Source organism: uncultured Eudoraea sp. (assembly GCF_947258525.1).
Lineage (GTDB): Bacteria > Bacteroidota > Bacteroidia > Flavobacteriales > Flavobacteriaceae > Eudoraea.
Genome location: NZ_CAMYIP010000105.1, coordinates 1 through 14,775, shown reverse-complemented (window position 1 = coordinate 14,775; position 14,775 = coordinate 1). Strand labels below are relative to the sequence as shown.

At 38.3% G+C, this 14,775-nt stretch carries 9 protein-coding genes; 5 read left to right on the top strand and 4 right to left on the bottom strand.

Translation table 11 applies throughout. The features are described 5' to 3' along the window. The 3 genes from Q0X89_RS07825 to Q0X89_RS07815 all read right to left on the bottom strand — a co-directional run. A partial coding sequence (locus Q0X89_RS07825; RefSeq protein WP_297692845.1) for an FAD-dependent oxidoreductase occupies positions 1–789 on the bottom strand: 789 nt, incomplete at its 3' end. A gap of 5 nt (positions 790–794) precedes the next feature. Then, entirely contained in the window at positions 795–1,181 is a 387-nt protein-coding gene (gene ybeY, locus Q0X89_RS07820; RefSeq protein WP_367177030.1) for an rRNA maturation RNase YbeY, read from the bottom strand. 29 nt (positions 1,182–1,210) lie between these two features. After that, on the bottom strand, positions 1,211–4,648 hold the full coding sequence (locus tag Q0X89_RS07815; protein WP_297692842.1) for a hypothetical protein: 3,438 nt from the start codon (positions 4,646–4,648) through the stop codon (positions 1,211–1,213). Positions 4,649–4,721: 73 nt separating this feature from the next. On the opposite strand from Q0X89_RS07815, the gene Q0X89_RS07810 reads away from it, so the two are divergent. The 3 genes from Q0X89_RS07810 to Q0X89_RS07800 all read left to right on the top strand — a co-directional run bounded on the left by Q0X89_RS07810 (position 4,722) and on the right by Q0X89_RS07800 (position 8,337). After that, positions 4,722–5,771: an alkane 1-monooxygenase gene (locus tag Q0X89_RS07810; protein WP_297692840.1), complete on the top strand. Its 1,050-nt coding sequence runs from the start codon at positions 4,722–4,724 to the stop codon at positions 5,769–5,771. Between the two features lie 51 nt (positions 5,772–5,822). Further along, positions 5,823–7,346, top strand: a complete 1,524-nt coding sequence (gene gltX / locus Q0X89_RS07805; RefSeq protein ID WP_297692838.1) for a glutamate--tRNA ligase — start codon at positions 5,823–5,825, stop codon at positions 7,344–7,346. 70 nt (positions 7,347–7,416) lie between these two features. Then, positions 7,417–8,337: an SPFH domain-containing protein gene (locus Q0X89_RS07800; protein ID WP_297692836.1), complete on the top strand. Its 921-nt coding sequence runs from the start codon at positions 7,417–7,419 to the stop codon at positions 8,335–8,337. Positions 8,338–8,594: 257 nt separating this feature from the next. On the opposite strand, the gene Q0X89_RS07795 is transcribed toward Q0X89_RS07800, so the two are convergent. Beyond that, entirely contained in the window at positions 8,595–10,292 is a 1,698-nt protein-coding gene (locus tag Q0X89_RS07795; protein ID WP_297692834.1) for a glutamine--tRNA ligase/YqeY domain fusion protein, read from the bottom strand. Positions 10,293–10,512: 220 nt separating this feature from the next. On the opposite strand from Q0X89_RS07795, the gene Q0X89_RS07790 reads away from it, so the two are divergent. Together Q0X89_RS07790 and Q0X89_RS07785 are read left to right on the top strand one after the other, a co-directional pair. Further along, a complete protein-coding gene (locus Q0X89_RS07790; protein WP_297692832.1) occupies positions 10,513–12,768 on the top strand; it encodes an immunoglobulin domain-containing protein in 2,256 nt (751 codons plus the stop codon). Positions 12,769–12,777: 9 nt separating this feature from the next. Continuing rightward, positions 12,778–14,775: type IX secretion system membrane protein PorP/SprF (locus tag Q0X89_RS07785; RefSeq protein WP_297692830.1), on the top strand; the 1,998-nt coding region annotated here is incomplete at its 3' end.

Here is a 14,775-nt window from a genome sequence, read left to right as displayed (position 1 = left end):
AAACATCGGCGAGCGATCAAAACCTTCTTTTAACAATTCGTGGACCAAAGCATTGGTATGTGTCATATGACAATCGCGCTGCTCCTTCAATGTTACAGATTCTAAAAATGAAAATTTTTCAGGTTTTTCATCTCCGGGTTGAGGGATCATCTTTGAATAATCCAAAGATCTACCATCTACCCTGGGTGGCGTCCCTGTCTTCATTCTTCCACTTTCGAATCCAAAATCTGTTAACTGCTCTGTAATACCTGTAGCTGCTTTCTCGCCTGCTCTGCCTCCACCGAACTGTTTGTCTCCTATATGAATTAGTCCATTTAAAAATGTACCGTTCGTTAATACTACTGCCCTGGCCTTAATATCTATTCCCAAGGAAGTTCTTACACCAATTACTTTTTCTCCTTTTACAAGCAATCCGCTAACCATTTCCTGATAGAAATCCACCAATGCTGTTTTCTCAAGAGCTATTCTCCATTCTTCAGCAAACCGCATTCTATCATTCTGCGCCCTGGGACTCCACATGGCCGGACCCTTGGATTTATTCAACATTTTGAACTGAATTGCTGATCTATCAGTAATGAGTCCGCTATAACCCCCAAGTGCATCAATTTCTCTTACAATCTGACCCTTAGCAATTCCTCCCATAGCCGGATTGCAGGACATTTGCCCAATTGTTTGCAAGTTCATTGTCACTAACAATGTTCTTGAACCCAAATTAGCTGCTGCTGCCGCTGCTTCCGCTCCAGCATGTCCTCCTCCTACAACAATTACATCATAATTATTCTCAAACATTTTATCTATTGTTTCACGTGGAACATATCTATTTTCTCATCTTCCTTTGCCCGCATTACTTTCTCGTCCTCTTCAGTCTTATCCTTATAACCGACTAAATGCAATAGTCCATGGGCCATAACCCTTTTCAGTTCAATGTCAAAATCTACATTATACCGTTGGGCATTTTCTTTAACACGATCAGTTGAAATATAAATTTCTCCGGAAATCCTATTTCCCTCAGAATAATCGAAACTAATAATATCTGTATATGTCTTATGCCCTAAAAACTTTTCATTTAATTCAAGCAGATACTCGTCTGTACAAAAAACATAGCTTATATCTGCTACAAGGTAGTTTTCACTGCTAATTATTTTCTTAATCCATCCAATCGGTATATTTCTTTGAATCATTTAACCTAAAATCTGCTTCATACTGAAAATCAATCATCTTGTCTAAAGTAGCTTCTTACCCTCTTTTGATAGTTTTGCCGCAAAGGTAATGCTTGCCGGTTTAAAATCTCAATTTCATTTCTATAATTCTCAAGCACTTCCGGCCTGGTCAAGACCGGGTTTTGAAACTGTTTGGTATTTGTTTCACTTTCTCTTTCCTCCTTTTTTCCCTGCTTCAGTGCTGCATTCTCCAATTTTAATAATTGATGTTCAATATAATTCATCTTATCCATTGTCCTTTGGGTAACTCCGTTTTCCAAAAGATCATTCTGAAAATCCTCCATTTGTTTGATCAATTTCAAGGCAAGTCCTTTGTCTCCATCTTGCATCAAATCTTCTAATTGCTTCTCGAGTTGTTGTTTTAAGTATTCCTGTTCCTTATAAATCTCATAAAGCTCTTTCATTTCTTCCTCGCTTATACCTCCCTCACCGCCAGTTCCGTTTTCTCCTTTTCCGTCTTTTCCTTTGTTTCCTTCTCCTTCTTTTCCACTTCCGCCTGTTTGTTTATCCCCCTTTTCACCATCAGCTCCCTCATCACCTTGATTACCGCTCTGACCATTTTTTTGACCAATACCCTCTTTTCCTTCCCCACCTTCTTTTCCACTTTCACCCATTTTCCCCATTTTATCCTTAAGTTCTCCTTGTGCTTTAATTATATCGGGTAACTGAAACTCATCGTTAGGATTACCTGAACCAGTACCACGTTTCATGCTCTGCTGCATATTGTCTAAAAGATCAGCAAGAAAGTCAGCCAGGCTATTTGAAGCATTCAAGACATATTGTTCATAGGCCGCTCCCTGATATATCTTGTTGTCTGCTATACTCTCAAGGGACTTATCAATATTATAATAGACTTCCGTAATTTGCTTATTGACAAATTCCGATAACTCGGCTCTTCTTAAAGACAATGCAAACAAACTATCGTCTATATGTTCAAACAAATTCCTCAGTTCCTTTTGCTTTCTGACGCTGCCTGAATAGTTTGCCATATCATAGTCTGAGCTTTCTAACTGATCAAATAACTTTTCCTGTTTAAAGGAAAATGTAACCAGGTTATCTAATATTTGACGTAACATTTCAGCATCTTCTGCAATAGTAGATTCGCCGCTTGCAGAACCTGAAGCACTAAGCTCCTCACTCATTTCCTTTAGTTTCTGAGCTGCTGCTTTTTGTTTTTGTTTTGCTTTCTCGGCAGACTTATTCTTACTATCCTCATTATTAGCCTGCTTTGCCTCTTCTTCTTTCTTTAATTCTTCAAAAGCCTCCTTTTGATCCTCCTTTATTCCCTCTTCTTTATTTTTATCAATATTTAGCTCCAGTGGTTTTTTGAGCTCCTTATTATCCTTCTTCAGATCTTCTAATTCTTTGGCCAGCTTTTCAAATTCTTTATTTAATATATCCTGTGATCCGGAATCTAACTTATCTTTTTCCTTTTCTGATAGTGCTTCCTGTTCTTCCGCCATTTTCTCCAGATCCTTAGCCAGCTGTGCCGCCTTCTCAGTTACATAATAACGCTTGGTTAATTCTAACAACTGCTCCAGGTTTCTTTTACTATTTTGCTGATTCTTACCCAGTTCCTCCAATCGTTTGGATAATTCTTCCTTGTTAATCTTATCTGCTACTTTATTTAGTTCTTCAAGCATTTTTTCATTCTTCTTCGCTTCCATTTCCTGTCGCTCAAGCCTCTCCCTCAACATTTTATTTAGCTTATCGTCCTTATCACCAGATTCGAGATTATCCTTTAACTGTTTGCTGAACTTTTGCATTAACTGCTCCTGGTCCTGTTGCTTTTTCAGGAACTCCTTTACCTGCATCTGGTCATTAAAATTAAGGCTGTTCTTTTCCTTTTGTTCCTTATTTATATCTTTTAACGACTCTTCTTGTTCCTTAAACCTCTCCAATGACATATCCATGTCCTCTATCAGGGCCTTTCTCATTTCTAACTCCTTATTATTCAACTCATTAGAGTCCAATATCGCCGTTGTAAAAATCTCTGTTTTAGACGACTTTCCCCTCTGAATGGCATCATTATCCACGGCTTCGAAATAGTAATTGTAGGTACGTCCCTCCTTAAGGTTTAGTCCTGTTGGAAAAGTGTAATAAAACTGATTATAGTTTGCGTTAGGTGTACCCAGGTTGAGAATTTGTCTATTTTCTTTATCCTCCTCCGCATAGCACACAAGCTTAATAGAACTTATCTCATAATCATCTGAAGCTTCTCCCACATAATAAACCACATTCGGACTTAAAGAATCTATAACCTGCTTTGCAGAAATTGATGGAAAAGCATCCTTAACAACCCGGAAATGGTACTCTAGTTTTTCATAATTTGTCACATTCTTGTTAGATGTGGCCAAAGCATAATAAAGCTCTTTATACACGGTTTTATTTAATGAAAAGCTGTTTTCTTCTTTATTAAATAAAATGGTAGTGTCCTTGCTAATTAACACAATCTCTTCTGTATTTGCCCCTTCCATCTTCCAGCTTACTTTAGTTCCTTCGGGGAATATTGCATTGCCGGTACCTTTAAGTATATCGGAAGGTTTCTTGGTATATATCGGGTAATCCAAAGTAATCTCAAAAAACTGTATGGAAGGTGTTTTCAAAGACTTTAATTCATAAACCCTTGAATTAATATCGTTAGCTTTAAAGTAAAACTCTGTAGAACTTAAGGGGGGTGTAAATGTAAATTCATATAAATCACCGGTCTTCTGCAATGATAACTCCTTACCGTTTACAACAATATAAACTTCTGTTGGCTGAACTTTCCCTTCAGTTGCCACCTGGACCGTGACGTTCCTATCCTCCAAAACTTCCAAATCTCCCGTTAAAAGCCTGAAGGAGAAAGGAGCGGGAGGCTCATACGCAGTATCATAGTTTATCACTCGTTCGTACGAACCAAAAAATGAGCCTATATTACCTGAAACCCACAATACGACCAATGACAAGACAGGAATCAATACATACTTTAGATATTTGTAGCTATCCTTTAGGTTTATTGCTTTGGTAAAAGGAACTATAGTTAAACTCTCTGAGCGTTGCTGAATGCTTGCCAGTAAAAGCTCCGACTGGTCCTTGTCCTCGGCCAAATCAAGCAAATTGTACAATTTGTCACCAACTTCCTTAAAATGCTTTCCAATAAGCAATGAGGCCTCTTTATTGCTTATTCCCTTTTTAAGCTTTAAGAGATGGAAAACTGGTATTGCTATATAATGATAAAGTAAAAATCCTTCTACTACTAAAAAAAGCGCTAACAACACAAAACGACCTCCTGAACTCAGCCAGAAAAAGTATTCTATTCCAAGGGTTAACATGAAATAAAGCACACCAAATGCCAAAAAAAGCAAACCGCCTTTTATTAGCATTTTCGTATAGAACTTACGGCTAAACTGATCCAGTTTATCCAAAATGTTATTGTAACTGTTCAAAATCTGCTATATTTAGTACCAAGATACCCAGTAAACTAGATTTTTACCTCAAATAATTGTTAAAAAGTAGTGAATGAAAGATTTAAAGTACATGGCGGCTTTTACAATACCAATCTGCGCATTTATTGGTATTTATCTGAAGGGTTACTGGAGTTTTATTACGCCGGTATACGTATTTATGCTCATTCCTTTAATGGAATTACTCCTTCCGGTAAGTGTTACAAACTACCAGGGAAAGGAAAGAGAAGCTAAAGAAAAAAATAAGCTTTTTGACTGGTTGCTTTATTTGAACATTCCTTTGGTGTTTGGACTATTGTACTACTCCTTATATGAACTTTCTGCCGGCACGTACGAGACTTTTGAATTAGTAGGAATTATACTTTCAGTTGGTATTGTGCTGGGGGCTAACGGTATTAATGTAGCCCATGAATTAGGTCACAGGGCCAAGTCTTTTGAACGCTTCTTGGGCAAATTATTACTTCTTCCGTCTTTATACATGCATTTCTATATTGAGCATAACTATGGGCACCATCTTCACGCAGCCACTAAGGAAGATCCGGCAACCGCTAAATACAATCAATCCTTATATTCCTTTTGGTTAACCTCCGTTACCAGACAATATCTAAATGCGTGGGCTATTCAAAAAAAGTTGTTGAAATCAAGGAACAGCGGCGTATTTTCTTATTATAACGATATGCTTTGGTATACACTCATTCAGATTGTACACTTAGGTTTTATTTACTACCTCTTTGGTTCTTCAGTCCTGATCTATGCGCTACTTGCAAGTTTAGTGGGTTTCCTGCTTCTTGAAACCGTTAATTATATAGAGCATTATGGTTTGATGAGGACAAAACTGCCATCCGGACGCTATGAGAGGGTTCGCGAAATTCACTCCTGGAATAGCAATCATGTAATGGGCAGGATTGTGCTATATGAATTAACAAGACATAGCGACCACCACTACAAATCATCAAAGAAATATCAGATATTGGATTACCATGATACTTCACCTCAAATGCCTTATGGTTATCCTACTTCAATGGTTCTTTCATTTGTGCCACCCCTTTGGTTCAGAGTAATGAATCCCAGAATTCCTGATGAAATGAAAAAGGCGGGTATATAATATTTTATTGTGCTTTTTTAACAACTATCTTTGTTGCTTAATTTTATCTAAATGAGTAAAAAAGTTCGTGTTCGGTTTGCACCAAGTCCAACGGGTCCATTACATATTGGCGGGGTCAGAACTGCTTTGTATAACTATCTTTTTGCAAAACAAAACAATGGGGATTTCATTCTCAGGATAGAAGACACAGATCAAAACCGCTACGTAGAAGGTGCAGAAAAATATATCGTAGATACCTTAAACTGGTGCGGGATACCATTTGACGAAGGGCCCGGAAAAGATCTGGGCCATGGCCCATACCGACAAAGCGAACGCAAGTTACTCTATAAAAAATATGCTGATCTGCTCATTAAGACTGGAAAGGCTTATTACGCATTTGATTCTGCCGAAAGTCTAGATGCACATAGGAAGGACCATGAGAAAAAGGGGAAAACCTTTATATACAACTGGCACAATCGTTTTAAACTAAATAATTCACTGTCATTATCTCCGGAAGAACTTGAAAGAAAACTTGCTAAAGGAGATAACTATGTTGTCCGATTTTATACGCCTCAGGATGAGGTTTTGCATTTAAAGGATATTATAAGAGGGGACATTCAAATAGACACTAACATATTGGATGATAAAGTATTATTCAAAAGTGATGGTATGCCCACTTATCATCTGGCAAACATAGTTGATGATCACCTTATGGAGATAAGCCATGTAATTCGTGGTGAAGAATGGCTGCCTTCATTGGCCCTGCATACTCAACTATATGATGCTTTTGGATGGGAGCCTCCTAAGTTTGCACATTTGCCTCTTATTATGAAGCCTGAAGGAAAGGGTAAATTGAGTAAACGTGATGGAGAAAAAGGTGGATTTCCAATTTTCCCTCTTTCGTGGGGAGATTCTGTTGGTTACAGAGAGGCAGGTTATTACCCGGAAACAGTTGTAAATTTTCTTGCCCTTCTGGGTTGGAATCCCGGCACAGAACAAGAGCTTTTTAAACTGGAAGAACTGATAAAAGTTTTCGATATTAAAAAGGTGCATAAAGCCGGAGCCAGATTTGATTCCGAAAAAACCAAGTGGTATAATCGTCATTATCTCCAGGAACAAGAGGATAAAGTTTTAATTAAGTCCTTTAAAGCCGTCCTGGATGAAAAACTCACTGATGCAGAAGTATTCAACCCTGACCTGAAAAACAATGATGAGTATATTGCCAGCGTCATTTCATTGATTAAAGAACGTGCGTCTTTTGTGCTCGACTTTTGGGAATTAGGGAGCTATTTTTTCCATACGCCGAATTCTTATAATGAGAAAGTGGTAAAAAAACAATGGAAAGAAAACACTCCTGCCATTTTAAATAAAATATTCTCTCTCCTGGATTCCCTAGAAGATTTTTCTTCTTCCGGTCTCGAAGAAACAGTTAAAAAATGGATTGGAGAAGAGCAGTTGTCCTTCGGACATGTTATGGCTCCTCTTAGATTAATTATGGTTGGAGACTTAAAAGGCCCTCATTTATTTGATATTATGGCCTTAGTTGGTAAGAAGGAAACTCTGAAAAGAATTAGCCTGGCATTGGAAAAATTGTAACAAATCAGTAAAAAGTTCGACATATATAATACGTCTCTCGAATACTATTCACTAACTTAATTTATATACTATGGGTAATTTTCTTCTTATACCAATTATTTTTATTGGAATTTTAATTCTTCTGGCTTCGTTTTTTATTGTAAAGCAGCAAACGGCAGTTATTGTCGAACGGTTTGGCCGATTCCACAGTATCCGAAATTCAGGTTTACAAATGAAAATACCCATGGTGGATAGAATCGCTGCGCGCCTGGGACTTAAAATACAGCAATTGGATGTGATTGTGGAAACCAAAACCCTGGATGATGTATTTGTAAAGTTGAAAGTATCGGTACAATATGTAGTTATTAAAGAAAAAGTATATGAGGCTTTTTACAAGTTAGAATATCCTCACGATCAAATTACATCTTATGTTTTCGATGTTGTCAGGGCAGAGGTCCCTAAAATGAAATTGGACGATGTCTTTGTAAAGAAAGATGATATTGCAATAGCAGTAAAGTCAGAATTACAGGATGCTATGTTAGATTACGGATACGATATCATAAAAACCCTGGTGACTGATATTGACCCGGATGGACAGGTAAAAGAGGCAATGAACAGGATTAATGCTTCAGAACGCGAGAAGATCGCGGCGCAGTTTGAAGGAGACGCTGCCCGAATCCTAATAGTTGAAAAAGCTAAGGCCGAAGCAGAAAGTAAGCGTTTACAAGGCCAGGGTATTGCAGATCAAAGACGTGAAATTGCCAGAGGTCTGGAAGAGTCTGTTGAAGTATTGAACAAAGTCGGAATTAATTCGCAGGAAGCTTCGGCGCTAATTGTGGTAACTCAACATTATGATACTTTACAATCCATTGGTGAGGAAACTAACACAAATCTTATTTTGCTTCCAAATTCACCTCAGGCAGGTAGTGACATGCTAAATAATATGGTGGCTTCGTTTACAGCAAGTAATATGATAGGAGAATCTATGAAAAAACAAAATCCGAAAAAATAAGAGCGTAAAACTTATTTGATTTGGTAAAACTCCTGTTAATAATAAAAAAGGAGTAGTTTTTCTATAGATGTTCAATTTTTTGATTAACATGAGTGCTAATTCTTCTAAATAATCAAAAAACCATCATAGGCGATTTCTATAAGCTGTTTGTATCATCTTACCAGGGCAGGTATCGTAATAATCTAAAAAGTCCTTAAGTGGCTTGGAATCAGGCCGAATAGCATAAATAATACCAATTGTAATATTTTTAGGAATAGCTATTCTCTATTCTGCGGTTTACGCTCTATTTTTGCCCATGTATCCCGAAGCGTTACGGTTCTGTTAAATACTAGTTTTTCCTTTGTAGAATCTTTATCCACATTAAAATAACCCAGTCTTTGAAACTGAAAACGATCCTCAACTTTTGCCTCCTTAAGACTAGGCTCAACATAACCGGTAATTACTTTTAATGAATTTGGATTAATAAACTCAAGAAAGTCTTTGTCTTTATGTCCATCCGGTGTTTCATCAGTAAACAGCCGGTCATATAATCTCACCTCTACCGGTAAAGCGTTTTTAATCGCTACCCAATGCAGAGTGCCTTTAACTTTCCGCAAACTTTCCGGGCTTCCGCTTCCACTTTTGCTTTTGGGGTCATAAGTGCATTGTACTTCTATAATATTTCCTTCACTGTCTTTAGTGCAACTCTCCGCCTTAATTATATATGCATTCTTTAGTCGTACCTCACCACCCAGCTTCAGTCTAAAAAATTTTCTGTTTGCCTCTTCTCTAAAGTCTTCACGTTCAATATATAATTCTCTGGAAAAAGGCAATTCTCTAAAACCTGCCGACTCATCTTCAGGATTATTCTCGGCTTTCAGCCATTCTTCTTCTCCTTCCGGAAAATTAGTTATTACCAGTTTTAAAGGATTAAGCACAGCCATTACTCTTGGTGTAATCTTGTTCAGATGTTCTCTGATGTGAAATTCCAAAAGTGAAACATCCGCAACATTCTCACGTTTAGCGATTCCAATGGTCTCTGCAAAATTCCGAATAGATTCTGGTGTATACCCTCTTCTTCTCAGTCCTGATATTGTTGGCATTCTTGGATCATCCCAACCATTTACATGGCCTTTTTCAACTAATTGAAGTAATTTACGTTTGCTTACAACTGTATGACTTAAGTTCCTTCGGGCAAATTCACGCTGTTTGGGTCTTATTTTTTTAGGGTCGTAAATATTGTCTAGAAACCAATCATATAACTCCCTGTGGGGGGCAAATTCCAGGGTGCAAAGTGAGTGTGTAACCTGCTCTATATAATCACTTTCCCCATGTGTCCAGTCATACATGGGATAAATACACCAATCGGTATTTGTTCTGTGGTGTGCACGCTTCAGGATTCGATACATAATCGGATCCCGCATTAACATATTAGGTGAAGACATATCTATTTTAGCCCTCAGAACATGTGTTCCCTCATCATAAAGGCCATCTTTCATACCTTGAAAAAGACTAATATTTTCTTCAACGGACCTGTCTCTGTATGGGCTATTAACTCCGGGTTCTGTAGGGGTTCCCTTTTGCCTGGCCATTTCCTCCGAAGTCTGGCTATCCACGTAGGCTTTGCCTTTTTTTATAAGTTCTACGGCCCAATCATATAGGGACTGAAAATAATCTGAAGCATAACATTCGGTATCCCACGTATATCCCAGCCACATTACATCGCGCTTAATGGCGTCTACATACTCCTGTTCTTCTTTTATAGGGTTGGTATCATCAAATCTCAGGTTGACGGGAGCATTATAACGAAGGCCAAGGCCAAAATTAAGGCAAATAGAGCTTGCGTGTCCTATATGCAAATAGCCATTTGGTTCCGGCGGGAACCTAAATCTCAAATCCTTAGAAGGGAACCCGTTAGCCAGATCTTCTTCAATAATATGTTCTATAAAATTAAGTGATTTAGGTGTTTCACTCATTGATTTTAATTTGAAGCACAAATGTAGGAAAAATGAGGGTATGGGACCCAATAAAAGATGCTGACCATGCAATTACCGTATTTCACAACATATTTAATTGGTGCTACAACATTAAATTCCCAGGCAGGTAATTAAATGACATATTTGTTGTTAATACACTGGTAAATTCGAGTAAAACTTTAACAAAGCATGTAATAGTTCCCCCAAAACTACACTACTTATGAGAGCAAAACTATCCTTTAAAATCAAGTATTTCTTTTTGACCATACTGCTGTTAGGATGCATGCAACTCAGCGCGCAGGTGTTAAATGCCCCTGTTGCTGCACCTAACCAGACGCCGCCTCCAGGAAGTTCACCCTGGGACAAGGCTTGTGCATCCAGTACTTTTAATGATTACTGGGTAAATTTTACCTGGAGTCCGCCATTGGTTAATGGTGATAATGAGTTCATTCTTGAACTTTCAGATGCCAGCGGAAGCTTTGCAAGTCCGGTGGAACTAGCCCGAGATGCTACTAAAAACACAAATTTTGACTTTTTCTTTCAATTTGCTTTACCTACTGATACCAGGGGTGAAGGCTATAGAATGCGAGTAAGAAGTACAAGTCCTGCGGTAGTTGGAACACCCTCAGTGGCTTATCCAATGTATTATATTGATGTAAACTCAGGACTTACTATAAGACAACAAGGTAATGCCGACTTTGGAGACGGTACAGCTGAGGTGTGCAATGGAAACTCTATTACTCTGGAAGTTTATAATCTTCCCAATGCAAATACCTATCAGTATAATTGGTATAGGAGCGGATCACCTTTAACCGAAAAAAGTGAATCCATTACCGTTTCACAAGCAGGAATGTACAATGTAGAAATTGATTATGGCGCATGTTCCGGATCTGGTAATACCCTTTCAAACATCATTGATGTCACAACAGGTGCCAGTTTGGGAATAGCTATTAACCCACCTGCCAAAACCGATTTGTGTGCCGGTGAAACAGAAAATCTTGAAGCCAATATAAATAATGCCAGCCTAACCTATACATGGTTTAAGGATGGTGCGGCAATTCCTTCATCAAATAATTATATTTATTCCGTAGATGCCTCTGTGCCCGGGTTTGAAGGAGATTACCAGGTAGAAATTTTTGGTCCCGGAGCTTGCGTGGAACGCTCTGCAGCCGTAACCATTACCAATGCAGGAAACTTTACCGTAACAAGGAATAATCCTGCCAATGTGGTTGTTTTACCAGGACAAAACGAAACGCTAAGTGTTACAACCGATGCTTCCTCGCCAACTTTTCAATGGTATAAAGATGGCAGTCCAGTATCTGGTGCTACAAGTAGTAGTTTAACTGTAAGCGAAACAGATACAGGATCCTATTTTGCAAGGGTTTCCCTTAGTGGCGGTCCTTGTTCTTCAACCTCTATAGATTCTGATATTACTACAGTGGTTACCCCGGCTTCTTTTGAAATTGTGATAGACTACGCATCTGCTTATACGGCCTGTGCCAATAACAGCATTGTACTTGATGTAACGACAATTAACGCAATAGATTCAGGCGGAGGCGTTACTGATGTCACCGCTTCTCTTATCTCTGCATTTTCATACCAATGGAATAAAGATGGTAGTCCTGTAAGTGGAGAAATTTCATCGAGCATAAGTTTAACGGATATTACAGAAAACGGAAATTACGAAGTAGACGGTACCATTACTACATACAATGCAACATCAAATGCATTGGATGTTCAGTTATTGGTAAATGAGACCTTAACTATTAACAGCAGCAGTCTTGTTAGCTGTGGTCCTTCAGAACCTATTACCATAAGTACTACAACAGATTTAACAGGTCAATCTTTTGACTGGTTTAGAGACGGTGTTAGTATAAACAGTACAGATGTAGCTCTTACGGCTACAGATCCAGGGACTTACCAATTAATATTAGACAGAAATGGTTGTCCGCTTCCATCTAACGAGATTGTTATATCCGGACTGGATCCGTCATTAATTACCCTGGACCCATCTGAAACGGTGGTTTTCCCTGAAGGTAGCTCCCGGACAGTAACGGCTAGTGGGGGAGACTCCTATACCTGGTACGATTCTAATAATAATGTAATGAGTACTTCTTCTTCCGTTAATTATACCGACGAGGGTTCTTACCTGCTGGTAGCAATGATCGGGAATTGTGAAGTAACAAGACCGTTAACTGTTGAATACCTGGATACATTTAAAATACCCAATGTTATTACCGTAAATGGTGATGGAATAAATGATCAGTGGATCATTCCCAATTCCTATTCCAATAAGCCGGACGTAAATGTCATCATCTTTAATAGTGCCGGTAAAGAAGTATTTAATGAATTCAATTATCAAAATAACTGGCCTGAAACTTCAATGACTTTTGCCAAGCAAAACATGGTCTTTTTCTATAAGATAAAAGACTCCAATGAAGTTTTAAAACAAGGCACCATAACCATTATTCGTTAGCCAAAACCAATGAAACTAAAGACCACATTCCTGCTATTGTTCATCATGGCGCTTACTCAAGTAAGCGCCCAGGAAGATAATCCTTTTATCTCTTATGATGTGCCTTCGCAGAACCTTTTGAAGTTTAACAGATTTCTAATAAATCCGACTTTCTCAACGGTTCGTGAAGACCTTTCATATATTAATCTTTTACACAGAAACCAATCGGTATCTTTTGATGATAATAACCAGTTATATTTCCTTAGTTACAGTGGTAGGATTAACGACAGATCCGGACTGGGATTAAGTTTATATACACAGCGGGAAGGTGTGGTTAGCAATTACGGAATATTAGCCAATTATGCTTATGGTGTAAAATTAAGTGATAAAAGTAATTTCACCTTTGGGGCTAATGTGTCTTATTACAGTAGTGGTTTAGATCAAAATAGAGCAAACCCAATAGAATTAGATCCATTCCTTAGTGGGTTCCAGGATAGTTCATTGCTTTCATTTCAACCCGGGTTTAATATTTCATATGATCAATTCGATTTTGGTGTTTTTGCCGAAAACCTTTTTGATTATAACCTCAAAACAAATGAATCTATTACAGAATTCAAGGACAAAACCTTTTCCGCTCATTTACAATATACCTATGAGTTTGAAAATAATTCCGGGGTTTTTGAAAATTCAAGATTGATGCCACTTGCAAGGGTAAGAAAGGTTGGTCAGGAAGATATTGTTTTGGGTGGTAATCTAATTTTCGACCTACCCAAATTAGGATGGTTACAGGCAGGCTATGACTCCTTTTATGGGGCCTCAGCCGGAATTGGATTCAATTTAGGAAAAAGACTCTCTCTTGGTTATACCATGGAAAAAGGCTTGTCGAATAGTTTTGACAACTTCGGTGTTACCCACGAAATATCCTTTGCTTACTCCTTTACTCCAAACCTTACTGAAGACAGGGTAATGTTAGAAGATAATGAGGAGGCAATCGCAAATATTGAAGAAGAGCAAGAGGAGATTACTGAATCACTTGCTTCAGATGAAGAGGAGATTACAGAACTCAAGCGCCGTTTAGCCGAGAATGACGCCATCCTCGCAGAATTGATGTTCAGACAGGACTCTATGGAAACCAATCGTGAAAAAGATCTTGAAAGAAGATTTGAGATGGTTATGCGAATGGTAAGGAATGAAACCAACGGTAACCGTCCGGATCTTGAAGAAAAGGCCAGGGAAATGTATTTCCTTAATAACGATAAAACCGCACTGGTTGAAAATGTAAAGAAGCCGGCGCCCGCCGAATACAAACCTATAGTTAGAAAGAAAACTCAGGCAGATGTATTTATCAGGGAGGCCAAACTGAACAATGTTAAAAGCCAAAAATTCAGAGACCTCAAGGGTGTGGAAAATGGTTACTACGTAGTTGCCAATGTCTACAAAGGCGAACACTACATGAATAAATTCATGGATAATCTATATAGTCAGGGCTTAAATCCGGATTATATTGACAATCCCAAAAACGGAATGAAGTATGTATATCTGAAAAGATACGATACCTGGCAAGAAGCTCTCGCTGCCCATAAATCGGGATTAGACGGAGCATACAATGGAGAACTATGGGTAATGAATGTTGATAACCGTTATTCCAATGAGGCCTATGCCGAGAATGCGAATAAAGTTCGTGAGAAATCGTCAGAATATGACTCAGATGTGCTTCAAAAAAATGTGGTTGTCAGGGATAATGTTGCAGATAGCGAACCAAAGTCCAAAAGTCAGTTCATAAATGGTGTTCGATCAGCGTATTACATTATCGCCAATGTCTTTGCCAATCCAAGAAATGCCAACCGATTTGTAAAATTATTAAACTCCCAGGGCCTTAGTGCCAGCTACTTTATAAATCCCGAAAATAACTATCGGTATGTTTATTTGAAGCGGCACGAATCCTGGAACAATGCTCTCATATCTTACTACTCTAAACTAAATGACGCATATGACGACAAAATGTGGATCATGCGCGTCACACCAAAC